This is a genomic window from Paenibacillus sp. NPDC056579 (assembly GCF_042793215.1).
Taxonomy (GTDB): domain Bacteria; phylum Bacillota; class Bacilli; order Paenibacillales; family NBRC-103111; genus Paenibacillus_S.
Genome location: NZ_JBHTVD010000003.1, coordinates 987,548 through 1,012,758, shown reverse-complemented (window position 1 = coordinate 1,012,758; position 25,211 = coordinate 987,548). Strand labels below are relative to the sequence as shown.

Annotated in this window: 22 protein-coding genes; 14 read left to right on the top strand and 8 right to left on the bottom strand. The window is 52.2% G+C overall.

Annotation, left to right across the window (positions count from 1 at the left end):
* Positions 1-785: 785 nt before the first annotated feature.
* Entirely contained in the window at positions 786-1,085 is a 300-nt protein-coding gene (locus ACFQ88_RS17105; protein ID WP_379454895.1) for a hypothetical protein, read from the bottom strand.
* 36 nt (positions 1,086-1,121) lie between these two features.
* Positions 1,122-1,778, bottom strand: coding sequence for a phosphatase PAP2 family protein (locus ACFQ88_RS17100; protein WP_379454894.1), 657 nt, complete (start codon positions 1,776-1,778; stop codon positions 1,122-1,124).
* A gap of 174 nt (positions 1,779-1,952) precedes the next feature.
* Between ACFQ88_RS17100 and ACFQ88_RS17095 the strand changes: the two genes are divergently transcribed.
* The 4 genes from ACFQ88_RS17095 (at position 1,953) to ACFQ88_RS17080 (ending at position 6,555) form a co-directional block, all read left to right on the top strand.
* On the top strand, positions 1,953-3,008 hold the full coding sequence (locus tag ACFQ88_RS17095) for an SIS domain-containing protein (protein ID WP_379454893.1): 1,056 nt from the start codon (positions 1,953-1,955) through the stop codon (positions 3,006-3,008).
* A 116-nt stretch (positions 3,009-3,124) separates the two neighbouring features.
* On the top strand, positions 3,125-3,991 hold the full coding sequence (fba, locus tag ACFQ88_RS17090; RefSeq protein ID WP_239628140.1) for a class II fructose-1,6-bisphosphate aldolase: 867 nt from the start codon (positions 3,125-3,127) through the stop codon (positions 3,989-3,991).
* A 62-nt stretch (positions 3,992-4,053) separates the two neighbouring features.
* Positions 4,054-5,001 (top strand): 1-phosphofructokinase family hexose kinase, encoded by a 948-nt coding sequence (locus tag ACFQ88_RS17085; protein WP_379454892.1) that lies wholly within the window; start codon positions 4,054-4,056, stop codon positions 4,999-5,001.
* A 165-nt stretch (positions 5,002-5,166) separates the two neighbouring features.
* Positions 5,167-6,555: a protoporphyrinogen oxidase gene (locus tag ACFQ88_RS17080; protein ID WP_379454891.1), complete on the top strand. Its 1,389-nt coding sequence runs from the start codon at positions 5,167-5,169 to the stop codon at positions 6,553-6,555.
* 1,099 nt (positions 6,556-7,654) lie between these two features.
* Here ACFQ88_RS17080 and ACFQ88_RS17075 read toward each other — a convergent pair.
* Entirely contained in the window at positions 7,655-8,668 is a 1,014-nt protein-coding gene (locus ACFQ88_RS17075; RefSeq protein WP_379454890.1) for a LacI family DNA-binding transcriptional regulator, read from the bottom strand.
* Between the two features lie 230 nt (positions 8,669-8,898).
* On the opposite strand from ACFQ88_RS17075, the gene ACFQ88_RS17070 reads away from it, so the two are divergent.
* Positions 8,899-9,912 (top strand): zinc-binding alcohol dehydrogenase family protein, encoded by a 1,014-nt coding sequence (locus ACFQ88_RS17070; protein WP_379454889.1) that lies wholly within the window; start codon positions 8,899-8,901, stop codon positions 9,910-9,912.
* Between the two features lie 249 nt (positions 9,913-10,161).
* Here ACFQ88_RS17070 and ACFQ88_RS17065 read toward each other — a convergent pair whose 3' ends face one another.
* From ACFQ88_RS17065 to ACFQ88_RS17055, 3 genes are all read right to left on the bottom strand, one after another.
* On the bottom strand, positions 10,162-11,574 hold the full coding sequence (locus ACFQ88_RS17065; protein WP_379454888.1) for a family 43 glycosylhydrolase: 1,413 nt from the start codon (positions 11,572-11,574) through the stop codon (positions 10,162-10,164).
* Positions 11,575-11,610: 36 nt separating this feature from the next.
* Complete coding sequence (locus ACFQ88_RS17060; RefSeq protein WP_379454887.1) at positions 11,611-12,933, bottom strand: ABC transporter substrate-binding protein; 1,323 nt, start codon at positions 12,931-12,933, stop codon at positions 11,611-11,613.
* A gap of 189 nt (positions 12,934-13,122) precedes the next feature.
* Positions 13,123-13,968, bottom strand: a complete 846-nt coding sequence (locus tag ACFQ88_RS17055; RefSeq protein WP_239628126.1) for a helix-turn-helix transcriptional regulator — start codon at positions 13,966-13,968, stop codon at positions 13,123-13,125.
* Between the two features lie 419 nt (positions 13,969-14,387).
* Here ACFQ88_RS17055 and ACFQ88_RS17050 point away from each other — a divergent pair, with 419 nt between their 5' ends.
* From ACFQ88_RS17050 to ACFQ88_RS17010, 9 genes are all read left to right on the top strand, one after another.
* Complete coding sequence (locus tag ACFQ88_RS17050; RefSeq protein ID WP_379454886.1) at positions 14,388-16,661, top strand: rhamnogalacturonan lyase; 2,274 nt, start codon at positions 14,388-14,390, stop codon at positions 16,659-16,661.
* A 174-nt stretch (positions 16,662-16,835) separates the two neighbouring features.
* Positions 16,836-17,720: an alpha/beta hydrolase gene (locus tag ACFQ88_RS17045; RefSeq protein WP_379454885.1), complete on the top strand. Its 885-nt coding sequence runs from the start codon at positions 16,836-16,838 to the stop codon at positions 17,718-17,720.
* 295 nt (positions 17,721-18,015) lie between these two features.
* Positions 18,016-18,591: a class I SAM-dependent methyltransferase gene (locus ACFQ88_RS17040; RefSeq protein ID WP_239628121.1), complete on the top strand. Its 576-nt coding sequence runs from the start codon at positions 18,016-18,018 to the stop codon at positions 18,589-18,591.
* A 7-nt stretch (positions 18,592-18,598) separates the two neighbouring features.
* Positions 18,599-19,207 (top strand): DedA family protein, encoded by a 609-nt coding sequence (locus ACFQ88_RS17035; RefSeq protein ID WP_239628118.1) that lies wholly within the window; start codon positions 18,599-18,601, stop codon positions 19,205-19,207.
* A gap of 33 nt (positions 19,208-19,240) precedes the next feature.
* Positions 19,241-19,873: a hypothetical protein gene (locus ACFQ88_RS17030; RefSeq protein ID WP_379454884.1), complete on the top strand. Its 633-nt coding sequence runs from the start codon at positions 19,241-19,243 to the stop codon at positions 19,871-19,873.
* 78 nt (positions 19,874-19,951) lie between these two features.
* On the top strand, positions 19,952-21,106 hold the full coding sequence (locus ACFQ88_RS17025) for a serine hydrolase domain-containing protein (protein WP_239628114.1): 1,155 nt from the start codon (positions 19,952-19,954) through the stop codon (positions 21,104-21,106).
* Positions 21,107-21,186: 80 nt separating this feature from the next.
* On the top strand, positions 21,187-21,705 hold the full coding sequence (locus ACFQ88_RS17020; protein ID WP_379454883.1) for a DUF6886 family protein: 519 nt from the start codon (positions 21,187-21,189) through the stop codon (positions 21,703-21,705).
* Between the two features lies 1 nt (position 21,706).
* Complete coding sequence (gene plsX, locus ACFQ88_RS17015) at positions 21,707-22,720, top strand: phosphate acyltransferase PlsX (protein WP_379454882.1); 1,014 nt, start codon at positions 21,707-21,709, stop codon at positions 22,718-22,720.
* Between the two features lie 15 nt (positions 22,721-22,735).
* Complete coding sequence (locus ACFQ88_RS17010; RefSeq protein WP_379454881.1) at positions 22,736-23,503, top strand: AAC(3) family N-acetyltransferase; 768 nt, start codon at positions 22,736-22,738, stop codon at positions 23,501-23,503.
* 131 nt (positions 23,504-23,634) lie between these two features.
* On the opposite strand, the gene ACFQ88_RS17005 is transcribed toward ACFQ88_RS17010, so the two are convergent.
* Both ACFQ88_RS17005 and ACFQ88_RS17000 read right to left on the bottom strand, forming a co-directional pair.
* Positions 23,635-24,636 carry a hydroxyacid dehydrogenase gene (locus ACFQ88_RS17005; protein ID WP_379454880.1) on the bottom strand — a complete coding sequence of 334 codons (1,002 nt, stop codon included), beginning with the start codon at positions 24,634-24,636 and terminating at the stop codon, positions 23,635-23,637.
* Between the two features lie 123 nt (positions 24,637-24,759).
* Positions 24,760-25,176 carry a bleomycin resistance protein gene (locus ACFQ88_RS17000; protein WP_239628100.1) on the bottom strand — a complete coding sequence of 139 codons (417 nt, stop codon included), beginning with the start codon at positions 25,174-25,176 and terminating at the stop codon, positions 24,760-24,762.
* Between the last annotated feature and the right edge of the window lie 35 nt (positions 25,177-25,211).

Below are 25,211 nucleotides of genomic sequence, written 5' to 3'. Positions count from 1 at the left end.
GGCATTTTTAGAGTGGGCAAAAGAAGCTTCAAGCGAACTGGCCGCATATAGACGTGCAGTGTAAAACGAAAATCCTCGTAAAATGCTGGAAAGAATAGCTATTCTACGATAGGCGTGAGTTATCTCAAGAACTTTCCGGAATTAGGGGGCCTAACCGAATTCACGGGCTATCGGACACAGGATCCCTTATTTGCCCTTTTTGAGGCGAAATCAGAGGAGTTTGCAGCAATTAGCGGATTCTCTGTCCGATAAGTGCGGCAAATGGTGTGATTTTACCACAATAGCGGATTCTGTGTCCGATACGTACAGCAAGCAGGGGAGTGGATCTAGCTCAGCAATGCTACACAGCCCGATTGCGAACAAAATGTTGCGGATACGCTCAATAATCATCACTTTTCAATAGGGTATATCAAAATGGAATGAATCTGGCTTGGTAATGGCATTGAGTCCGATAGATTCGGAAATAGGCGAGGATTAGCTTAAATCTCCTCGATAGGTGCAGTAGACGAGGGAGTGAATCTAGCGAAGATTCGTTACTTTGTCTGATAGGTACGTAGATGTTGCTGATACGCTTAATTGTGGCCACTGCACGAATAGCTTGGCGAATGGTGCAATTTGGCTCACTAGCGACCTCTCCGCAGTATCCATCAATCCCTTTCAATGGTGATTGACAAATCAACCTTAGCTGGCCCGCAGGCAAGCTTTTTTCGCCGCCAAAGCAAAAGAAAAGGGAGCTCTCCGCACAGGCACATTCCTATCCGGAGGCTCCCTTTATTCAATTGCGGTTACATACGGAATCGCTCCAGCTGCTCTTGAAGTCCTTCCTTGAGCAAAATTTCCTTTTGCTTGGGGCCGATCAGATCAAAATGCGGGAACTCGGAACGGTGATGGATATATTCGGGGTTCAGCCCGTTGTCGATGCACCATTGACGCAATACGTTCAGGTCGGAGCAGCCGACCTTCGTGACGGTGTTGATGCCGGGGAAGCGGGGCTCGTACCAATAATGGGTCAAAAAAGCGATTTCTCCGCGCGCAACCTTGCTTTTCCATTCGTTTAGCTCCTGACGCGCAATGCCAAATGCCATCCGGCTCACACCTCTTAATAGTTAGTTGCCACTGTTTTAAACAGGTTGTTCCTGCGTGCGCCGGACCATATAGGTTTGAAAATACCAAATCGAAATCGTGATCAAGCATCCGCTTGCCAGGAACCCTCCGATTACATCGCTAGGGTAATGCACTCCTAAATAAATACGGCTTAGACCAATGGAGACGATCATCCCTGCACTGAACAAAAGCAGCACGATACGGCCCCATATGGACGGGAGGTGCTTCCATATAAGAAATGCCAGAATGCCGTAAAAAGTGAAAGCCGCCATGGAATGGCCGCTCGGGAAGCTGTAACCGGTAGCCTCGGCAATGCGGTTGATGGTGGGACGGGTGCGCTGGAACGCCAGCTTGAGCGATTCGTTCAGCAGCCAAGAAGTCAGCAGAACTCCGAGAAAAAAGATCAATTCCCGCCGATAGCCGTATCGTCTATAGAGCATATAAACGACGAGCAGAGCTAGTACCGTTGCAGGTATGCCTGCGCCGATATAGCTGAATATTCGCATGATGTAAGTAAGCACAGGCGAATGGGTGCCTTGAATAATGGATATCCATGTGCTGTCGAAAAGGTCGATCCGGCTGTCGCCGATTTGCATGGCTATCCATCCGAAGCCAACCGCACACAGCAGGCTCAAGATCAGAGTGAAGGACAGCTGCTTAAACAATGAGTTCACTTGGGAAAAGCCTCCTGCTCTATACCAATATGGATAAGTATTGGTTCTATTATGCATCATTGGGCATATTTTTGGCGAATTTCTGATCGAAAGTGACATAATCCCGAAATAAATGATTGAAAAAATCAAAAAAATGATTTAAAATTTCATTATTAAGATGAGAGGGGTAATGAAATGACAACTTTCGGTCAATACACGTATCCTGAAATTTCCGCGCAGGCGGAAGCGCTGCAAGCGGCGTGGGATCAACTATCGCAACAGCAGGACTGGATCGACGGCTATTTGCTTAACCCGCAGTTTGATGAAATTATTTTTATCGGTTCCGGCTCCTCCTACTACCAGGCTCTATCGATGGCTTCGACATGCCGGGCTTGGCTGAACAAAAGCGCTGCGGCTTATCCTTCTTCCGAGCTGTTCTTGTTCCGCAATCAGACGGCGCCAGCCCACCGCAATTATTTGGTCATCGGCGTATCCCGTTCGGGCGAATCGACCGAAGTGATTTTGGCTCTCGACTCCGTCAAAGATCTTCCTTACATCACGGTAGCCGGCATCACCTGCTACGAGGACAGCAAGATGGCGCAAATCGCACCTTGTCTTGTGTCTCCATTGGGGAAAGAAAAAAGCACGGTTATGACGAAATCCTTCATGAGCATGACGTTTATGATGCAAGCGGCTTTCGCCAAAGCATCCGGCAACGAAAAGCTCGTCAGTGAGATGGAGCAGGTCATCGCACTGGATGCTGCGCTCGTGAAAGCGGCGGATCCTTTTGCAAAATCGTTGATCAACGAGAACTCATTCAATAAGTTCATTTATCTCGGTATGGGCTCGAGCTATGGCATCGCCCTGGAAGCCTGCCTGAAAATCAAGGAAATGTCTTACGTATGGACGGAAGCTTACGGTACGCTGGAATTCCGCCACGGTCCAAAATCGGTTGTCGAGCCTGGAACGCTTGTTGTAGTCATGGTATCGGAGCAAGCCCGTTCCTATGAGCTCAAGGTGGCACAAGAAATGCAGGCGTACGGCGCTTATGTGCTGCTGCTGACGGCAAAAGCAGGCGAAGATACGAAGTTTGCCGACGCGGTTCTAGAGATCGGCGGAGAGACGATTTCCGATGACGCTCGTGCTGTATTGTACTTGCCGACGCTTCAATACCTGGGCTTCTACACCGCATTGAAACGAAACGTCAATCCGGATGAGCCGCGCAACTTGACGCAAGTTGTTATCATCTGATCAATCGGCTGCAGGCAGCATTGGCCAGTATGCCAACATGCAAACATGCGACATGCAATCGGAAATAGCATTCATTTAAACGATTCATTACAAAACATCTGCTTGGGGGAAATCATATGCCATTAGTTTCATCTACACCGCTATTGGAAGCGGCAAGGGCAAACGGCTATGGAATCGGAGCTTTTAACGTTCATACATTGGAAATGCTGCAGGCGGTCGTGGAAGCGGCGGAGGAGACGCAATCTCCTCTGATTCTGCAATCCACCGTCGGTACCGTTAAGCATTTGGGCGCCGATTACATAGCGGCAGCCGCCAAAGCCGCCGCTGACCGGTCCAGCGTACCGATTGCTTTGCATCTCGACCATTGCACCGAATTCGATGTGCTCGTACAGTGCATTCGCGCAGGCTACACCTCGGTTATGATCGACGCATCGATGCATCCGTTCGACGAGAACGTAAGACAAACCCGTCGTGTCGTCGAAATCGCGAAAGCGGCCGGCATCAACGTGGAAGCTGAGCTTGGCAAAGTCGGCGGCGTCGAGGACGATATCGTAGTAGCCGAGCACGAAGCGCTCATGGCGGACCCGGATGAATGCGTCCGCTTTATCGAGCTAACAGGAGTGCAGACGCTGGCTCCGGCGATCGGTACGGCTCACGGCATTTATAAGGGAGAGCCGAACATCGATTTTGACCGCATCCAGCGCATTGCGCAAAAGGTTCCTGTACCGCTCGTGCTTCACGGCGGATCGGGCATCCCGGAGGAGCAAGTGAAGCGCTGCGTCGCTCTCGGTATGGCGAAAATGAACATTGCAACGGAAATCCGAATCGTCTTCTCCGACGCGATCAAGGGCGTATTCGCTCAGCATCCGGACGAGAACGATCCGCGCAAATATATGATTCCGGCGAAAAAAGCGGTCAAGGCGGCGGCCATCGAGAAAATGCGTATGGTAGGCTGCATCGGCAAAGCGAACGACTGGCGTTAAACGGCTTCACACGATGCCGAGGCCAGCATGGCTTTACAAAGCTTTTGTAGGAGAGAATTCAAATGATAACTACAGTCACGCTCAATGCGGCGATCGATAAAACGTATTATTTGCCCTCGTTTCCGCTCGGCCGCGTATCCCGTGTCCATCGTATGTATGCCGAGCCGGGAGGCAAAGGAATCAATGTGGCCAGGGTGATCAGCCTGCTCGGCTATCCGGTGACCGCAACCGGTTTTCTCGGCGGCCACAACGGCGATTGGATCCGCACTACGCTCGACCGGCAGGGGATAGCGCACGATTTTGCAGCTATAGAGGGCGAATCCAGGCTGTGCCTGAATATGATAGATGAATCGAACGGCGTTTCGACAGAAGTTCTGGAGCCGGGACCTGTGGTATCAGAGCAGGCGATGGAGCAGCTGGCGGCAACGGTAGAGCGGCTCGCCGCCCGCTCGCAGATCGTCTGCTTCAGCGGCAGCCTGCCGGGCGGCGTTCCGGTGAGCTATTATGCCGAATTGATCGGCATCGTGAAGAAGGCGGGAGCCATCGCTTTTCTCGATACGAGCGGAGAGGCGCTGCGCAGCGGCGTGAAGGGAAATCCGTATTTCATCAAGCCGAATGAGGATGAAATCGTTCAGCTGCTCGGTGCGGCATTCGATGCGGATTCTTCCGCCGCCAAGCAATCGCTCCAAGAGCAGCTCGCCAAGCTTCACGAGCAGGGCATTCCGGCGGTCAGCGTTTCATTGGGCGCGCAAGGCTCGCTGTGCTCGTTCGAAGGCAGCGTGTACCGCGCCGTTGCGCCGCGTATCGATGCGGTCAACACGGTCGGCTGCGGGGATGCTTACGTTGCCGGTATGGCCATCGGAACCGCCCGCGAGCTTCCTGCACTGGAACGCATCGCATACGCGACAGCCGTCGGCACCGCTAATGCATTGACGGACAAAGCGGGATACGTGAAAAGCGGCGATGTGCAGCGTCTCCTCGGCGAGGTAGCGGTCGAACGGTTGAATTGAGCTTCATTTTCTATGCGGCATGGTTTCGGCTTAACATAGTGACACAAAAATGTAACATAAAAAGGGTGCTGATGTGATTTCAGTATCCTTTTTGTTTTGTCCGGGAGTGTTATACTAATAAAAAACGATTCGATCCAACATATCGATAATTGAGGTGTAACTACTTTGAAAACAGTCGTAGTCATTGGCGGGGGCATAACCGGATTATCTGCGCTTTACTATTTGCATAAACAGATCAAGGCCGACAACAAAAACGTACGCTGTATCCTGATCGAGGCCAGCGATTCATTGGGCGGCAAAATCGATACGGTCCACGAGGGGCCTTTTATTATGGAAGCCGGAGCCGATTCGATCGTGACCCGCAAAACCAACGTAGCTCCATTGCTGGAGGAGCTCGGCTTGCAGGACGAGGTCGTATATAATGCGACGGGCAAATCGTTTATTTACGCCGACGGCGAGCTGAAGCCCATTCCGGACGATACGGTGTTCGGCATCCCACTTAGCGTGGAATCGCTGGCGAAGAGCAATCTGGTGTCTGCGGAGGGCAAGGTCGAGGCTTTGAAGGATTTTTATACGGTGAATGAAACCTTTACGAAGAACGATTCCATAGGCGCATTTCTGGAGAGCTTCCTCGGCAAAGAGCTGGTGGAAAAGCAAATTTCTCCCGTTCTCTCGGGCGTCTACTCCGGTCAACTGAACGAGCTGACGATTGCTTCCACGCTGCCTTATTTGCTGGACTACAAGAACGAGTACGGCAGTATCATCCAGGGATTGTCGGCGAACAAGAAGAAGTTCCAGAGCTCCGGCGGCAAAAAGTTCATGTCGTTCAAAAACGGAGTGTCCTGCCTCGTCGATACAATGGAGGAACGGCTGACTGATGCGGAGATTCGCAAGGGGGTCAAAGCCGAGAAGATCGAGAAGGCGCAGGACGGCGGTTACCGGATTACCCTTGCGAACTCGGATGTGATAGAGGCGGATTACATCGTGCTCAGTACGCTTCATACGGGTGCGCAAGCTCTACTGCAGTCGAAGGAGCTGGATGAGGATTTCAGCGGGCTCAAAAACAGCTCGCTCATCAGCGTATACCTGGGCTTCGATATTCCCGACCATCTGCTTCCCAAAGACGGAACCGGCTTCATCACGGCGGACAACGATCATTTGATATGCAACGCTTGTACGTGGACGAGCCGCAAATGGGATCATACTTCCGCTAACCGTCAGTTGTTAGTGCGGTTGTTTTATAAAAGCTCGGGCGCTTCCTACGAGACCTTGCAGAAGATGTCGGAGAACGAGCTGCTTGAGGTCGGCTTGAAGGATATTGAAAAAAGTCTCGGCATTACCGGCAAGCCGGTTACCTTCAATGTAACCAAATGGCATGAAACGATGCCGAACTATCATATTAAGCATCCCGAAATCGTGAAGTCGCTTGAGACGAAGATGGATGCGTTATTTCCTCATGTTTTGCTGGCCGGCTGCTCGTACTACGGCGTCGGAATTCCGGATTGCATAGCCAACGGGGAAGCTGCTGCTCTGAAGATTGCGGAGTGGCTGTAGCGGTTAATAGCATACGGGGTATCTCTATAAAAGCAAGCTGCACATCATGCGTTGCAACTCTGCGAGGCGATTGGTCGGATTCCGCTAGTGTACCCATACGGACCCGACGCGTACTGGGCTGATTGATGTCCCGAGCTGGCTCATTATTAAGTGCTTGCTGAGGTGCTCAGCGATCTCCAGAGCCTAACGAAGTTGGCACATGGTACCCTGCCATTTCCAGAGCTCATCAAAATAACATCAAGAACGGAAAACGTAAGTTCGGCCAGCCTTATTAAGAAGAATGGACTCGATGTAGGCGTGGGGCCGGATAGTTTGACATAGTCGAAACAGCTTGCTGTGCCGGTTCTGCTGCTGGTCTTGAGATGATTGCGTGCAATCGCCTGATGATGTTCTGGCGTGCCATAGCTTCGTTCTAGCAGAAATTTTGAGTTGAGCGGCATCATTAAGGGGAACGGACTCCGTGTAAGCCTGGGACCGGTTATTTTGACATAGTCGATACAGATTGTTATCGGGACGCGTTATGATCGACGAGCATCTCGCAGTCCCGATCACTCAGGAACTTAGCGATCGAGCAGCATCTATAGCGGGGATCGGACACAGCGTACGCTAATTGGAGAAAAACCGGGCAAATGGCGGACCTATCGGACCGTAGATACCTTATTCGCTGAAAAAGTAATGCTTTTGGCTTGAAAACAGGCTAATAGCGGATCGTATGTCCGAAAACATGCCGAATATCGCTTTCTTTGGCGGAATAACGGATCTACGGTCCGAAAGTGTCCTGGAACTAAACGATTTCACAACGGGGATGTCCGGCTCGCAGCCCGGATCAAGTACAGCACGCACCGTCCCTGTTTTCAAAAACTTGCAGCTAGAAAGCGCAATGAAGTCTTGTGAAAACGACAGCGGCTAGGGTGGGTTACCTCACCAGGGTACACAGCAGCATTTACATTCTCGACAGTCTCTCGATACTTTTCTCGACTAGCAGACCGCTTACAGCAAGCGGTCTTTTCTATTGAAACCATTCTCGGCGGTTAAGGTGCAGAAATTAGCCGCGGCAGGCAGGGCGCCTTCATTGCCTCGGAACCCACTAGGACTGAAGCTACTCCGTCCGCTGCGTCGATTTGCGTACGATGAGCCGGGAGGGGAGCATCACCTTGCGGTTAGCTGCCGGAGCCGTCCCTTCCATCCGTTCGATCAGCATTTGCATGCCGATATATCCCATATCGTATGCGGGCTGTGCGGCGACGGTCAGAAACGGATTATAATCCGGGATCGGCTCCGGATCGTCGAAGCAGGCGACCGCGATATCGTCGGGAACGCGCAGGTTCAGCTCACGCAGTGCGCGAAGCGTATTGATGCCGATAAAGTTGTTCGCCGCTACAATCGCAGTTGGCCGCTCCTCCGGAGTCAGACTCATCAAGCGCTGCACGATATCCGGAAAGTTATCCTGACGGAAGTGCGATTCAATGACAAGATGAGGGCGTGCTTCGATGCCGTTCAAGACAAGCGCGTCCTCGAAGGCTTGCTGCCGTTCCCGCGCGTTCGAAACGGATGAAGGGCCGTTAATAAGCGCAATTTGCTTATGCCCTTGCTCGGCCAGATGGGCGACGAGCTTGCGCGTAGTCTCCGCGTTATCGCCCATGACCAGATCCGCCTCGATCCCCTCCACATACCGGTCGACGAAGACGAACGGGACTTTCCTTTTGGCCAGCTTGCGCAGGTTCGTATGGGAAAGGTCTCCTGCCGGAGCGATAAGCACGCCGTCCACATGAGTTGACAGAAGCATGTCAATGTAGCGGGATTCCTTCTCCGTCTGTTCGTCCGAGTTCCCAAGCAGCAGTTGATAGCCTGATTGAAGCGCCTTGTCTTCGGCTCCGCGGGCTATCGTAGTGAAGAAGGGGTTGGAAATATCGGAAATGACGAGGGAAACGAGCTTCGTTTTTTTGGAGGTCAGACTGCGGGCTTGCTTGTTCGGTATGTAGTCCAGCTCTTGGATGATTTGTTCGACCTTCTTGCGTGTGGTCTCGCTGATCGAAGGCGAATTGTTAATGACCCGTGATACGGTCATCGGCGATACGTTTGCTTTTTTGGCTATATCATAAATGGTTACCATTTCATAATCCTCTCAATACACTATGATCTTCATCGTGATGTGCTGAAATAATGCTCAGAGATGCACTGCGTATGCCGCAAACATGAAAACAAACACAGAATATTTTCAACCGTTCCATGGATTGACGAACGGCAAAGGGAATGTTATCGTATTGTTATCGGTAACATTAAGGTATCATAACTACATAGCGATAAGCAAGGCACGAATCGAGAGAAAAGAGGGAACCGTTCATGAAAGCGATTGTATGTGAAGAGCCCAACCGTTTTGAAATGAAAGAGACGGACATGCCTAAGGCAGCCGCTGGAGAAGCTTTGGTGCGCATTCGCCGCATCGGCATTTGTGGCACGGATTTGCACGCCTATCGGGGCAACCAGCCCTATTTCGAATACCCTCGCATTTTAGGGCACGAGCTTGCGGGAGAAATCGTCGAGATCGGTTCGAACGCGAACGGCTTGAAGGCAGGAGATATGGTGACGATCATGCCGTACATCGAATGCGGCCAGTGCATCGCCTGCCGCAGCGGCAAAACGAACTGCTGCACGAAGATGAGCGTCCTGGGCGTTCATCAGGACGGCGGGATGCGGGAGTATATGACCGTGCCAGCCGACCACCTGCTCTCAACCGAAGGCTTGACGTTCGACCAGACGGCGATCGTCGAATGCTACAGCATCGGCGCTCACGCGGTCCGCAGAGCTGCGATAGAGCAGGGGGAATTCGCGCTTGTCATCGGCGCGGGGCCCATCGGGCTTGGCGTTATGAAATTCGCCAAGCTGGCCGGAGCGAAGGTCATTGCATTGGATATCAATGACGAGCGGCTCGAGTTTTGCAAGCAGTGGGCGCCTGCGGACTTCACTGTAAACGCCAAGAACGATCCCGTTCAAGAGATCGAGGCGATTACCGGAGGCGATTTCCCGACGGTTGTCCTCGATGCTACGGGCAATGCCAAATCGATGGAAAGCGCTCTGCGCTATGTGGCTCATGGAGGCCGGCTCGTCTATGTCGGTTTGGTCAAGTCCGATATTGCGTTCAGCGATCCGGAGTTCCATAAGCGCGAGATGAGCATCGTCAGCAGCCGGAATGCCACCCGTGTCGATTTCGAGCACGTGATCCGGAGCATCCGGGACGGGCATATCGATACCGGCTCGTTCATCACGCATCGTGTGGGTTTCGACGACATGATCGGCGAATACGAATCGTGGCTGAAGCCCGAGACCGGCGTCATCAAAGCCGTTGTTGAGCTGTAGCGGACAAGCACGCTTATCTGTGCTGCGGAGCGGTCAGTCAAACCCCTACGAAGCTCCAACCGGGCTGTTCTCTCCCTTTCAGTGTCTCAATTGATGAAATATGATTTCACAAATTAGATGAGAAGGTTCTTCTTACCCTGAGCAGAGCGAACAAAACCTCCCGACCGCTTTCACAATGAAAGTGGTCGGGAGGTTTCTTTATCGTTCAATGAGATATAACGGCATCGTCAACAAGCTCTACGATGCTTGCTATTCCTCGCCAGCGCCGTCAGCTCCGTAATGGGGGACGAACAAAAACCGCTGTCCCGGTCCGGGGGTACCGTCCTCGCTCAACTCTAGTAAGCGTGGCTTGCCTTCATGCTCCCGGCTTAAGGTCAGAGCCTGGCCGGAATCCCGGTTCGTCAAGACGAACCAGCCTTCCTTGGCTTCTGCCTTCATGCCCCATTGCTGCGAGCTCCGGTCAGAGCGATCCGAGAGCGCTATGCTCACAGCTTCGACCGCACCATCAGCTTTCATTGGCTCCATATATCGTCCGCATGCTTTATTCCGGATTCGGACGATTCGATCCTCCTGCCCCGCATCCATGTCCGGCTCCAGCAGCCACAACTGCTCCTCCGAGATGTAATTGAGCGTCTGTGCCGTTAGCGCACCGTTCGAATCCGGCGCCAAATACCGGTGTGAGGCGGTGCGTATTCTCCACACACCACTGTCCTTGGAGGCGGTAGCGACTGTGCCTTTACCGGCATCGATGTGTACTGTATCCGCCCAATACAGCCTCATGGTCGTATCGGTCGGAAACTCGAGTGGAAGCACCACGTAAGAGGATTGATGATAGTTCGACGGATACCAACGGTCGCCCACATACAGATAGCTGGTGGCGGCGCTTCCCTGCAGAGGGAGAATATACGTCGGCTGCGTATCGTAAGTCGTCGGACTGCCCAAGTCGTACAGCTCGGACCACGAGCCCGTAAGGCTATGGGCATAAGCGTATTTGCCCTGATTCGGTTCCCAGCCCGTGCAGCCGGATGTCACCATAAAGTAGACCCCGTTGCGCTTCACGACAGCCGGCGCCTCCCGATACTGGCCCGGCCACAGCGTGCGTACCTGCTCGTCGATGGTCAAATAGTCGCTGCTCAGACGGTACATGTGCAAATCCGCATTTTCTCTTGCCGCCGAAATAAAGTAGGCCGTACCGTCATCGTCGACGAAGAGGGTGCAATCCCGTGACATTGCACCGACCGGATTGAAGCTGCCATGATATACATAGTCGCCGTCTATCGTGTCGCAGGAAGCGACGGCGCATCGAGCCGCCGAGTAATCTTTGCCGTTCTCCCAATGCATCCACATGACGTATTTGCTTGTCTTGGCATTGTAAATGACCTTCGGCCTCTCGATATTGGCGCCTCTTCCGGTATCCGGATCGGTTACCAGCTCGGGAGAGGTGCGCATGTCTATAGGCTCGAACGGGGAATCCAGTGTGAGCACATCCCCCCGGAACTCCCAATGAGTCAAGTCGGTGGAGCGGTAGCACGATACCCGCTTGCGTCCTTCCCGGTTTTCGCCGAACCAATATATATACGGACCCGATTGCAGCATGCCTCCGCCGTGGGCGTGAATCGGCAGGCCGGACAGATCCTTCCATAACATCGCGTTTCTTACCATAAGATGTTTCCCTCCGATATGTCTCTTTGTAGTCGGTTACTTGCCGGAGGCTCCGTCAATTTGTCTTATATGATTTTGGAGCCCTTCATCGGCCATACGAAGCGTCGTATTGACATCCTGCTCGTTTTTCAAATATTTGGTCACTTGCTCGCTGAGGATTTTTCCTGCATCCGGGTATTTGCTCGTTGCCGTGTAGGCGGGGATGTAGGTGCCTTTGAAAATCGCATCCAGGTTCTTTCCTTGCAGAACCGGCATATCTGCGCCCAGCTCGCGACGTATGCCGTTATCCTTCAGCACGGACAGCTTGCCGGATGCACGGGTCAATTTCTTCTGAATTTCGTCCGAGGTCAAAATTTCAATCACCTTGAACGCCTCGTCCTTATGCTTGCTCGTCTTGCTGACGAAGGCGACATGCTCGTCGACCATGCCCGCCTGATTCGGTTTGTCCGGATAGCTCGGATATTGAGCGATATCCCAGTTCAAGCCTTTGGCTGCGTCGCCAGCGAGCAGATTAAAGTTGTTGCCGGTAGCGAACATCGCCAGATTGCGGTCTTTCATGAACTGGTTGCGCTGGTGTACGTTCGGCACAGGCTCGTTGTAAGGAATCGCTTCTATTGTTTTGGCCAGCTCAAGAATGCTCCTCCATTGTCCGTCGCCAAGGTTCGATTTGCCGTCCTTCACCGATGGCAGGGCAATTTGCAGCGCCAGCTTGCCGTATCCGTCGGTTTCCAGCCCGCGGTACCTTATCCCTTGCTCCTCGCGGCTTACGCGCTTGGCGAGCTCGATCGTCTGATCCCAGGTCATGCCGTCCTTCGGATAGTCCACCCCGAATTTATCGAAGATGTCCTTGTTGTAATAAATGACATTGAAGTTCGCATCGTAGGGGAGGGCTACGAGGCCTCCATTTTTGTCATAGCCGCGTATCGTATCCAGGTAGGTCGGCTGGAACCGGCCCAAGTCTATGCTGTGCTTTTTGATCAGCGGCGTCATGTCCTCGACCAGACCCAGCTCCTGGTAGTCCGGAATGAGGTTGACCCAGGTGGCGACGATGTCGGGAACGGTACCTGCGGCGATCATCTCTTTAATGTTTTCCCCTTTGAGCATTTCGATCTGAATATGCGGATATCGTTTTTGCAACGGCTCCACAATCAATGATTTGAAGTCGGCGTCGTTAATTTCAGACCATTTTTGAGCCATCAGCAGCTTGACAGGCTCTTCCTGTTTGGCTGGAGCTACGGCAGAATTACCCGAATCCGTGCTTGGGCCGGTCGCTTGCGGAGCGTCTCCTTTCCCGCATCCTGCTGCTGCGGTCAAAGTCATGAAGGCTGCTGCGGCAGCTGCCAAAAAACGCATGTTCATTGTACAGTCCCCCTCGTTTAAGCGTTAGCCTGTGTGAAAAATGTAAGCGGTTTAGTAGTATCGTATCATTGCCCTTCACCCTGCAACAATGAAAAAAAGAATGCGAAAATATCAATTTTGCACACAGCTGATAGTCAAACCGAAAAAAGAGAGCCCGAAGGACTCTCTGGCTAAGCCGGTCCATTGCCTTTAAGACAAGGCTCCCGACCTGTATTTGAATGGCGTCGTTCCGACGTTGTCGCGAAAAAATTTGCAAAAGTAAGCGGATGACGAGAACATCAGCGTCTCCGATATATCCTCGACCGACAAGCTCGTTTCCTGCAGCAGCTTCTTCGCTTTTTCCACCCGGACCTTGGTCAAGTAATGCTTGGGCGACATCCCGTACACCTGCTTAAAGCAATTCGTAATATGGTTGCGGTGCACATGCAGCCGTTCGGACAATTCGGATATTCGCAGCGTTTCCGAGCCTCCGTATGTCTCCAGCAAATAAGCGACCTCGGTAGCAATCAAATATTTGGAGTTCGAAGCGACGGACACGTTGTTGCCTTCGGGAATCACGATCTTTTCCAGCAGGAAGGCGAGAAACTGCATCATCATCGACTGCAGGATCATTTTTTTCGTAAAAGCAAGCTCGTCGTCATCCTTGAACAGCTGAATAAGCCGGTTCATCCAATGACGGATTTCCTCGCGAATTTCGGGCGGCTGCTGTGCGCTGACGATCGGTTTGCCGAGCCTGTGGAACAAGGAATGCACCTCGCGTGGCTCAACGTCAAAATGAAAGTTGAAAAACCGGCTCTCCTCGTGCGCTTCGGGATAATGAAGATCGCCCGTATTGATCATGATAAAATCGCCTGCGTGCAGCCGGTATTCCACGCCATTGACCCATTCGCTCATCAGCCCGGACTCGATATACAAGATTTCCAACAACGGATGCTTATGATTGGGATAGACGGAGCCCTTCTCGGCATTTTTGTACAGAACGTTCCACACGTGAAAGGAAGTAAAAAAACCGGGGAAGAAAAAATGATCCTTCATGATCCAGCCCGCCTTTTGGAAAATAGTCATTGTCAGTAGCGTACCATAAAGGCAATGCGGAGGTAAACGTTTTCAAAATTTGCAAAAAAGTACAACCCCTTTTTTCACCCAATTACAAAAAAATACAAACGAATAAAAAATATGCAATTGTTGCCTGGAGCAAAATCCTTTATGGTGGGGGAGGTATTCCGCATACCGAATTCTCCTGAAGCTTGTGAGAATGGAAGCAAGCACCGTGGGAGCGTAATGCATCCAGTAAGTATTCAGAAAGGAGGAAAGTTGATTTTAGTTCGGCTTGAACGGAGCTGCACCGTAGTTTTGGAACCGCATACATGCCGGGAAGCAGGAATGAGCAGGACATAAAGATTTGCTCGTGGACCATGCAAAGGTCAATTCAATGAACTCGTCAGGAGGCTGAAATGATGTTCGACAAGATTAACCGTAAGGTAAGAAAAACAAGCGGGATTCTGCTAAGCTCCTTACTGATCGCTGCAGCAGGAATACCGCTGCAGGCTGCTGCCGAAGCGGGCAGCGCAATCTCTGCGGGTGCGTCACCCGTCAAGCGGCAAATGGAATTGCTGGACCGCGGTCTGGTCGCCGTCAAGGTGGAGCAGGGCGTATTCGTCAGCTGGCGCCTGCTAGGCAACGAACCCGACTCCATAGCGTTTAATTTGTACCGTAACGGCGTTAAGGTAAATGCGGCGCCGATTACGACAAGCACCAATTATGCGGATACGGAAGGCACCGCAAATTCGGTGTACTCGGTCCGTGCCGTTCTGAACGGTAAAGAGCAGCCTGCCTCGGAGCAGGTGAACGTGTGGGGAACGAACTATCTCTCCGTTCCTCTGCAAAAGCCGGCTGATGGCACGAATCCGGACGGTTCCGTCTTTACTTACAGCGCGAACGATGCGAGCGCGGGCGATCTTGACGGCGACGGACAATATGAGATCGTGCTGAAGTGGGACCCGTCCAACTCCAAGGATAATTCGCAGGACGGCGTTACCGGCGAAGTGTTTGTCGATGCTTACAAGCTGGACGGTACGATGCTGTGGAGGATTGCACTCGGCAAAAATATTCGTGCCGGCGCCCACTATACGCAATTTATGGTTTACGATCTGGACGGGGACGGCAAGTCGGAGGTCGCGTTTAAGACCGCGGACGGCACGACCGACGGAACGGGCGCCGTTATCGGCGATCCTCAGGCGGATTACCGCGATTTAACGGGCAGCCGTCCGGGACGCGTATTGTCCGGTCCCGAGTATTTGACCGTCTTCGAAGGGAAGACAGGCAAGGCGCTTGCAACGGTCGATTACGATCCTCCTCGCGGAACGGTGACGAGCTGGGGCGACAATTACGGCAACCGCGTAGACCGTTTCCTGGCTACGGTTGCTTATTTGGACGGGGAAAGACCGAGCCTTGTCATGGCACGAGGCTACTATACGCGGACGGTGCTCGCTGCCTACAACTGGCGGGACGGACAGCTGAGCAAGGTGTGGACCTTCGACAGCAATACCGCAGGCAATGAGGCTTACGCCGGACAAGGGAACCATAACTTGACCGCAGCGGATGTGGACGGCGACGGCAAGGACGAAATCGTGTACGGTGCAATGACGGTCGACGACAACGGCACCGGGCTGTACAATACGCGATTGGGTCATGGCGACGCGCTGCATGTCGGGGATTTGGACCCGGATCGTCCGGGCCTTGAAGTATTCAAGGTCAATGAAGACAAAAATTCCCCGTATGGCGCGGCCATGTGGGATGCTGCAGACGGAACCGTGCTGTGGGGCGTACCTACGGGCAAGGATACGGGCCGGGGCATGGCTGCGGACATCGACCCGAATTACAAGGGCGAGGAAGCGTGGGCATCGACCGGGGTCGGCCTGTATTCCAGCCAAGGGGTCAAGATCAGCTCGTCCACTCCGTCCATTAACTTCGGCATATGGTGGGACGGCGATTTGCAGCGCGAGCTGCTGGATAACAACCGGATTGACAAATGGGATTACGTCAATTTCAAATCCGTGAACGTGCTGACCGCGGAGGAAGCTGCCTCGAACAACAGCACGAAGGCGAATCCGGCATTGACAGCCGACCTGTTCGGCGACTGGAGGGAAGAAGCCGTATGGAGAACGATCGACAGCTCCGCGCTGCATATCTATACTACGACGGCGGTAACGAACCACCGCATTTATACGCTCATGCATGACCCTGTATACCGAATGGGCGTCGCGTGGCAAAACGTCGCGTACAACCAGCCGCCGCATACAAGCTTCTATCTGGGCGAAGGCATGACCGCTCCACAGGCTCCGAATATGTACGTGGTCGTTCCGGCGGAGGTGAAGCTGTCTCCGAGCACACTGAATTTGAAAAGCAACGGCGGAGCCAACTCCATGACGGTATCCGTTAAGCTGCCTGAAGGCTATGCGGCTTCCGTCGACGCCTCTACCGTACAGATGAGCGTTTACGGCGGCAAAGTGGTCAAGGCACAAGCCGAGTCAGGTAAAAATGCCGGTAAGGACGAGGGTCAAGACGGGCTTGCAGGCAAGGGAAGCGAAAGCACAGTCAAGTTCGATCGAGATGAGGTTATCGCTTCACTGCAGGGCCGGCAGGGAGAAGTAGAAGTTCTAGTGACCGGCAAGCTGAAGAACGGCAACGCCTTCAGCGGAGTCGACAAGCTGAGAGTCATTCATTAATAGGATCATAATAAACAGGGCAGTCCGCCATCTCTTCATTTATGAAGGGAAGGAAGGGCTGCCCTCCGCATTGTTGGCAATCGGAAAGGCCGATATGGTATGCTAGTAATATTCCGATTGATTTCAAAATTTTGCTAAGCAATCCACGGTTAATGGAATAGAGGGGGAAGTCTGTTGGATCGGCATTCCGTTGTTCAAGAGTCTTTTGTGTTGGACGCAGGTTGTTTGGATTCGGGAGCACCGCTGTTCGTTCGCGGTGATATCCGTGTTTGCAACACCAATGGCAGCGGTGCCGGCGGAGATGGGACGAGACCGGTGCTGCTCATCAGCCACGGGTTTAAAGGTTTCAAGGACTGGGGGTTTTTCCCATATGCCGCTTCGCGTTTTGCAGAGGAGGGCTATTATACGGTAACGTATAATTTCTCCTGCAACGGCGTAGGAGAGAGCGATTTCGACGAACTGGACAAGTTCGGCCTCAATACGTTCTCCCGCGAGCAAGCCGATCTTAAGCTTGTTCTGCGGAGGCTGCTGGATAAGCAGCTGCCGTTCGCCGAGCAGGCCGATACGAACAGGATCTATTTGGTCGGTCACAGCTGGGGAGGCGCAGGCGGCATCGTATTTGCGGCCGAGCATCCTGAGATCCGCGCCCTCGTCACCTGGAACGGCAGTGCTTGGGCGGATTTGTTCGACGCTGCGTTCAAAGTGCAGGTGGAGCAGGACGGCGTCGGGTATGTGGCGAACGCCAGAACGAAGCAGGAGATGCCCATCCGCGCCAGCTTTTTTGAGGATTTGGAACGCAACGGGGAGCGATACGATATCGTCAAGCGGCTTGCGGAGCTGGCCATTCCCGTGCTTCAGGTACAGGGCGATCAAGATTCCCCGCGGCTTAGAGCGGGCTTCGAGGCATTGCGCGAAGGCGCGCCGCAGCATCCTATTGCAGTGATTGAGGGCGGTACCCATACCTTCGGAGCGGTCCATCCGTTTCAGGGCACAACGCCTCATTTGGAGGAAGCGCTGCTGGCTACACTGCAATTTTTGAACAAGCAGGCCGGGCGATAGGAGGCATCCATTACTTGGCTTAGGCTGAGGTTTCCCGATTCATTCAATAGACGACTACTGCCCGGGAGACCTTACCTTTCTACTATACCCCCCAACATGAAGGCGGCTCTTTCGAATAATATAAACAGTAATCGCTTACAAAATTACAAAATATGCTACAATGGATTCATTATTCATCCACCTAGCCTTAGGTCTAGTAAAATACCGGGCTGCGGACTGTTGAAGTTACGATCCAAAATTTGTATTCTATTAGTATAAGATTACAAGAATACCCAATTAGGGAGAGGCTCGTGAAATGATAAACATTAGCTCAATCGTTCAAGAGAAATTCCAGTTTCTTCATAAATTCATCCAGTCTCCCAAAGATGTGGGAAGCATAACACCAAGCTCCAAATATTTGGCCAGGGCCATGACCCGGTATATTCCTTGGGAATACATAGATTCCGTTGCCGAATTGGGCGCGGGGACCGGTGCGATTACCGAGTATATCCATGCGGCGGCAAGACCGCAAACGCGAGTGCTGTTGTTCGAGAAGGAGGACAGCTTGCGCAAAGGTCTGGCTGAGCGTTATCCCGGAATGGGCTGCTATTCCAATGCATGTCAAATCCGCAATGCGATCCAGACCGAAGGTATCGCACAGCTCGACGCGATTATAAGCGGGCTTCCGTTCTTCAATTTTCCGCAGCAGATCCGCGACGAAATCATCAATGAGATTATGTACTCCCTGAAGCCCGGCGGCTTGTTCGTCGCCTTTCAATATTCTCTGCAAATGAAGCAGCAGTTAAGCGAATACTTCGATATTGAAACCATTCAATTCGTCCCCTTCAATCTGCCGCCTGCCTTTGTCTACATTTGCCGCAAAAGAGGGTGATCCGTTCATGACCTACGATATGCTGCTCACCATGATCGGCCAGTACGGTTATGCGGCTCTATTTTTTGCGCTGTGGCTCGGCATTGTCGGTATGCCTATACCCGATGAAGTCATTGTAATGACAGGCGGAGCCGCAACCTCCAGCGGATTGCTTCATGTCGTTCCCGCATTTATCCTGACGTATCTCGGCGTCATCTCCGGCTTGTCGCTCGGTTACTTCCTGGGCCGTTATATCGGAACACCGGTGCTTGAGAAATTAAAGCGCAAGAAAAACATGGAGAAATACATTCAGATTTCAGAAAATCTCGTCGATAAATACGGCAATATGGCGCTGGTCATCAGCTACTTTTTTCCCGTCGTCAGACACATCACTCCTTATATCGTCGGCGTTAATAAAATGTCGTTCCGCCGTTACGCCCTCATTTCATACTCCATCGGTTTTGTTTGGACATTGTTGTTTTTCGCTGCAGGCCGTTTGGCGGGCGATCATGTGGAGAAGGTCGGTCTGCTCGTTTATCAATACGGTCTCAAGCTGTTATGGGTGCCATTCGTTCTCGCCGCAGTCTGGTTCGGCGCCAAAATGATGATGAGAAGAAAACGTTCGCATCCCGGTTAGTCTTCCTTGGAGCACTTGTTGAAGGAGTACGGTGTGAAAAAGAATTGGATAGCCGCGATGGTGTTCGCTTTCCTGCTGATCGCCTCTCCCGGGCTGTGCCGCGGCTGCAGCTGCTCTTATGAGAAAGACCCGTTAAAAGCGTTGGATATGGCGGGGGTTGTCTTTGCCGGACAAGTGCTCGATATCCGCCAAAATGTTCATGAGGACCGGAAAAAAGGTGAAATCTACGATCATCGGTATGTCGTACGGTTTCAAGTTCAGCAGTCGTGGAAAGGAACAGACCAAACCGAGTTCGTAGTGATGACTAGCGCAGGCGGCGATACCGCTTGCGGTTTTGATTTTCAGCTTGGAGAAAGCTATCTCGTATATGCTTACCAAACAAATAACGCGAATGCGGTGGAATGGCATACCTCGACTTGCTCACGAACCAAATTGCTTGCAGCGGCCTCTGACGACCTGGCCAAGCTGCCTTCGGGGCACACGCCTACGCAGCAAACGGATTTATCCGATCAAATGAAAGCATACCAAACCAGTTATCAAATGTTCCAGGCCCGGATGATTTATTACGGGTACATTCGTCCCTTTAGATTGTATATCGCTGCTGCTTTTATCATGGCGCTTCTCGGCGGGCTGTTCATGATATTTAGGAGACGGAAGAAGAGTTGATTTTTTTGATTGCGCAAATGGATATTTATGGTATTATTAGTGTTTGCAGGTAAAATGAATTCGCCGAGGTGGTTGGATATGGGTCTACGGTATGGTCATCCTCATGAAGCAGGGATGTGCGAGACGCGAATCGCCAAATTGGAAGCATTGCAGCAGGATTGGGTGGATCGCGGAGTTTCACCGATTATCGTTTCTTTGATAGCCCGCAAAGGTATCATCGTCTCGCATAAGCTTTATGTTGATCCGGAGTACGACAAGACGTACGGTCCGATGAAGCTGGATACGATTTTTCAACTGGCCTCGATATCCAAGCCGGTTACGGCAACCGGCATCATGGTGCTGGCGGAGGAAGGGAAAGTTGCGGTTGCATTGCCCGTGCAGGATTACATACCTGAATTTGCCGGCGAGAAAAAAGAAAACGTTCTCATTCATCATCTGCTCACACATACTTCCGGAATTGACGAGAACAATATCTGGAGTTCGATTTCGAGCGGCGAAGCGGGAATCGATATGGACCGGTGTCCCGACAATCAGCAGCCGGACATCTACAAATATGTAACGGCAGGGTACCAAGCGCCGTTGTCCTTTTTTCCGGGAACCGAGATGAACTACTGCGGCTACGGCTTTACCCTGCTTACGGAAGTTATCCGCCGTGTAACCGGGCGAAGCTTCCAGGATTTTATGGCGGAGCGCATCTTTCAGCCGTTAGGGATGAAGGATACGACCTTCATCGTGCCGCCTGACCAATATCCGCGAGTGGCGAAGCACCCGCCGAATGCGCCGTTTCCGCGCTTCGCCGAATACGAGAACTTGACCAAGCCGTGGGGCGGAAGCGGACTTTGCTCTACCGCTTACGATATGGCGGTCTTTTGCCAGACGTTTCTTAATCAAGGACTCTACGATGATTTTCGTCTCTTAAGCAAGCTTGGCGTGCAAAAAATGACGATGAATCAAGTGCCGGGCGTCTCTTCGCGACTCGGGGACGAGTTTTTCAAGGAAGCGAGCTGGGGATATGGCTGGAACGTCAGCGGCACGAAGCAGGATTATACTGGAACGCTAAGATCCGAGAGAACGTTCTCGCATTCCGGGAGAGGGAATACCCAGATTATGGTCGATCCCGATAACGAGCTTATTGCGATTAATTTTCAAGTAACGATGAAGCGAATCAATAACCGTCCTTATCATAATTTTGAATATTTTAACGACGCCGCTTTGTCTGCGATAGTGGAGTAAGGAATGTAGACCAGACTGTGTATATGCAGCCTGGTCTTCCCGTTTTTAAGCTTGCTATGACGAAGGAGTGGTTCTAAAGCATGCGGCTGTATCATTTCAGTGAAGATCCCGATATTGCGTTGTTCGAGCCGAGAACGCTGGACTACCGGCAAGAGGAGCCGGCCATGGTATGGGCCATAGATGAGTTTCATGCCCCGCATTATTATTTCCCGAGAAATTGTCCGCGGGTATGTCTATGGCCTGAAGAATCGACTTCGGAAGCCGATAAGGAAAGGTTCTTCGGCCATTCCGCTGTACAGCGAATTATTGCGGTGGAATCGGATTGGCTGGAGCGGATCCGGGAGACGAAGCTGTACCGGTATGTTTTCGAAGAGGAAGGCTTTGCGGTGTATGATATCAATGCAGGCTACTATACCAGCTTGCAGACCGTAAACCCCGTTGCTGTGGAGCCAACAGGGGACTTGCTCCACCAGCTGTCGTTGACGGGAATCGAGCTTCGGATAACCCCATCATTAATGCCCTTGCGTGCGGCAATTCTTGAATCTACAGTCAATTTCTCGATGATTCGGATGAAATACGCCAAGCAAGGAGGCGCTTAAGATGAGAATCGCAATCGACGCGATGGGCGGCGATTCGGCTCCGGAATGCAATGTGAAAGGGGCGCTGATGGCGGCAAAAGCGTGGAAGGACGATGACATTGTTCTTATTGGGGACTTGAACCGAATGAAACCCTGGCTAAGCGAAGACCTTCCGAATGTACATCTGGTGCACGCATCCGAGACGATCGCAGGTGATGATGAGCCTGTACAGTCCGTTCGCCGCAAAAAGGATTCCTCCCTCGTGGTCGCCGGACGGATGGTCCGTGACGGGGAAGCAGACGCTATGGTATCCGCTGGAAACACGGGTGCATTAGTTGCAATGGGGCTCTTCGTTATCGGCAGAATCAAAGGCATTGAGCGGCCTGCATTGGCACAGCTGCTGCCTACAATGAGTGGAGGGCATGTATTGGTTCTGGATTTAGGGGCTATTATGGACCCGACTCCCGCTCAGCTGCTGCAAAATGCATGGATGGGACATGTCTACATGTCCAAAGTATTGGGCATCGATAACCCCCGCATCGGATTGTTAAATGTAGGCGCGGAGCCGAAAAAAGGCAACGAACTCGTTAAAACTGCGTATACCTTGTTACAAGAGCAGCACTTTTCGTTTGTGGGTAATGTAGAATCAAGAGATGTTCTGAATGGCGTTTGCGATGTGCTTGTTTGCGATGCATTCAGCGGCAATATTTTGTTGAAGTCGTTTGAAGGTGCTCTTGGTGCGATAACGTCTCATTTGAAAGAGGAGTTTACCCGGTCTGCCCTTACCAAACTGGCGGCCTCTATAATAAGACCCGGTTTGACAAGATTCATGAAAAGCATGGATTATAGACAATATGGCGGCGCCCCTTTGTTCGGTATCGACGGCGTATGCATCAAAAGCCATGGCTCGTCTAACGCCGACGCCATCAAACACGCGGTCTCGACAGCTAGAAGCACCGTAATGAGCGGGATGGTAGGGCGGATAGCTTCTGAAATCAGCGCCGTACCCTCATTGCCAAAGCAAACTACTCTGTAACGGGAGGTCAATCGAATGCATACAAAAATGAGCTTGATGGATCAGCTCGCATATATGGGCATTGACAGGGAAGGGACTTTGTTGATTCACTCTTCCATGAAAAGTATAGGAGAGGTCGAGGGCGGAGCGGATACCGTTCTGAACGCCCTGTCCGAATATATGCAGGAGGGTCTGCTTGTTTTGCCTACCCACACCTGGTCTTATATTAATGCAAGCAACCCCAAATTCAATGTGGAGTCATCTCCTTCTTGCGTCGGCATTTTGCCGGAGCTGTTCCGCCAACGTCCCGGGGTTCACCGTTCGCTTCATCCGACCCACTCGGTTGCTGCGTTGGGACGCGATGCCGAGGAGTTCGTCCGCGGGGATGAATGCTATGACACGCCATGCCACCGCAACTCCGCCTGGGGCAAGCTGCTGGACAGGAAAGCTACCATTCTGCTGGTCGGCGTCGATCTGCGCCGGAATACATTCATTCACGGCATTGAGGAGTGGATGGATATTCCGGGACGGCTTACCGATACCCGTGAGCAGCTGTATACCGTCTTAAGCGACGGCACGGAAATTTCGGTTCCGTCCCGGAGACACTGCGGGCTGCGCTGGTCGGAGCATTTTTGGAAGGTAGAGGAAGTATTGGAGAGACATGAGGCGATGTACAAGGGATATTTGGGCGATGCGCTTGTGAGAGTATGTGACACGGTGCTGCTCCACGAGACGATCTCCGGCTTGCTGAGAGTGAACCCCGATTTATTCTCCGATAACGAGCCGATGGCCAAAATAGGCTAGAAGGCGAAGCGGTCCTACTTCAGTCAATTGTTTTCCACTGCACTCCATCGAAAAGGGAGCCGTTGCTTCGGCGAAGAACGCAGCGCCGGAGCAAGGACTCCCTTTTTGAGAGGTAGTAAGTCGGATTCGCATTAAGCCATCGTTTCGAGCATAGCGAGGGATACTTGGTACTGCAGCTTCTCCTGCTGCAGATAGCGGCGGAATTCTTCGATGACATAGCGGGCCATCCGATCGGTTTCCGCGGGATTGCTGCCGGCGATATGCGGCGTCAAGATAACGTTATCCAGCTTCAGCAGCTCGCTGTCCGGCCGGACGGGCTCCGGGTAGGTCACATCCAGCAAAGCTGTTCTCGTGGGCACCGCTCGAAGCGCTTCGATCAGGTCGGACTCTACAACCTGCTGGCCTCTAGCGGTATTGATGAAGGTTGCATTCGGCAGCATCCGGTCAAAATGCGTTTTATTAAGCATCCCGACGGTAGCCGGCAAGTTGGCCAGATGGTTCGAGATCGTATGGCATTGCGTGAAGAGCTCGACCAGCCCGGTTTTCCGGACATTCAATTGTTCAGCGGCCGCATCGGACAGGAAGGGATCGAAGACGATAAGGTCCAGCTGGTATGGCTTTAGCAGCTCGATCACCTTTTTGCCGATCATGCCTGCCCCGATGATGCCGACTTTGGCATTGTAGTTGCCTGGAAATGACCGCGCGTACCTCGACGCTTCGGAACGGGCTTCCTTGGACCTCATGGCGGACTGGAAAAAGCCTTTGTTGGCCAGCACGATTTGGCCGGCCGTGAACTCGGCAACCGGAACCGCATTGGCGGCCCAGGCGCTGACGACGATAATGTCCGAATGCAGAAACGGTCTTGCAAAGCGCTGGACGCTGCCCGCAGCGTAAAAGAGCGCTTTCAAATTCGGCAAATAACGTCGGATGTTTTCTTGGGAGAAGGTCGGCATTCCCCAAGTGGAGAAGGCGACTTCGACCTTTTTTAAAGCAGCCGCATGCTCCTCCACATTGTCCTCATTCACCACTTCCGGATACACATCGGCCAGTTCAGCCAATTGGCTTCGACTGGTCACACTGTAAACGCCTTCAATCTGTTGCTTTCTTCCTAAAAACACGGCACGTTTCTTCACTTGCGTCCCACCACCCCAAGGAGGTTTGTGTATTTACAAGTTCCCGTCTAGTTGGTATCTCCCTTATTATACATGAAAAAGTAGGGGGTATGTGGTGTACCTAACTACTTTTTTTTGCTTTAATTAGCTTCTTAATTCTTCCAGTGCAAGCTCGGGATTGACGATGCCGCCGCCAAACGCGATGCTATACCCATTGCAATCCTGGATTGTAAATTCGCTCCACTGCAGGGAATAGTGAGGGGCTCTAGCTATGGTGACATGGCTGCCGGCTAATTCGCTAAACAACAAGTCGACGGCGTTCGTATAACAGAACACGTCGAAGTACTGCTCCTCGTACATGGAACTGAGCGGCTTCACATCGTCCTCGTGCCGGGCTTGCAGCAGAATGAGAGTCAGTTTATCCCGCGAGACGTGATGGTGCTTGATGTTCCCGCCTATGGCCTCGTAGGCAAATCCGAGACAAGTGTAAAATTGGATCGATTGCTCGAGATTTTTTACCAACAGGACAACGGCGGTGCCACTAATCTGAATTGGAACCAATGAAGACCATTCCCTTCTTTAAATAGTCAGTCAGG

Bases quoted from the DNA above. Each gene is read 5' to 3' on its own strand.
- ACFQ88_RS17050 (WP_379454886.1), top strand. From the start codon at position 14,388: ATGATGTTCGACAAGATTAACCGTAAGGTAAGAAAAACAAGCGGGATT.
- ACFQ88_RS17085 (WP_379454892.1), top strand. From the start codon at position 4,054: ATGATAACTACAGTCACGCTCAATGCGGCGATCGATAAAACGTATTAT.
- ACFQ88_RS17020 (WP_379454883.1), top strand. From the start codon at position 21,187: ATGCGGCTGTATCATTTCAGTGAAGATCCCGATATTGCGTTGTTCGAG.
- ACFQ88_RS17095 (WP_379454893.1), top strand. From the start codon at position 1,953: ATGACAACTTTCGGTCAATACACGTATCCTGAAATTTCCGCGCAGGCG.
- fba (WP_239628140.1), top strand. From the start codon at position 3,125: ATGCCATTAGTTTCATCTACACCGCTATTGGAAGCGGCAAGGGCAAAC.
- ACFQ88_RS17060 (WP_379454887.1), bottom strand. From the start codon at position 12,933: ATGAACATGCGTTTTTTGGCAGCTGCCGCAGCAGCCTTCATGACTTTG.
- ACFQ88_RS17075 (WP_379454890.1), bottom strand. From the start codon at position 8,668: ATGGTAACCATTTATGATATAGCCAAAAAAGCAAACGTATCGCCGATG.
- ACFQ88_RS17055 (WP_239628126.1), bottom strand. From the start codon at position 13,968: ATGAAGGATCATTTTTTCTTCCCCGGTTTTTTTACTTCCTTTCACGTG.
- ACFQ88_RS17010 (WP_379454881.1), top strand. From the start codon at position 22,736: ATGCATACAAAAATGAGCTTGATGGATCAGCTCGCATATATGGGCATT.
- ACFQ88_RS17040 (WP_239628121.1), top strand. From the start codon at position 18,016: ATGATAAACATTAGCTCAATCGTTCAAGAGAAATTCCAGTTTCTTCAT.
- ACFQ88_RS17035 (WP_239628118.1), top strand. From the start codon at position 18,599: ATGACCTACGATATGCTGCTCACCATGATCGGCCAGTACGGTTATGCG.
- ACFQ88_RS17105 (WP_379454895.1), bottom strand. From the start codon at position 1,085: ATGGCATTTGGCATTGCGCGTCAGGAGCTAAACGAATGGAAAAGCAAG.
- ACFQ88_RS17025 (WP_239628114.1), top strand. From the start codon at position 19,952: ATGGGTCTACGGTATGGTCATCCTCATGAAGCAGGGATGTGCGAGACG.
- plsX (WP_379454882.1), top strand. From the start codon at position 21,707: ATGAGAATCGCAATCGACGCGATGGGCGGCGATTCGGCTCCGGAATGC.
- ACFQ88_RS17070 (WP_379454889.1), top strand. From the start codon at position 8,899: ATGAAAGCGATTGTATGTGAAGAGCCCAACCGTTTTGAAATGAAAGAG.
- ACFQ88_RS17065 (WP_379454888.1), bottom strand. From the start codon at position 11,574: ATGGTAAGAAACGCGATGTTATGGAAGGATCTGTCCGGCCTGCCGATT.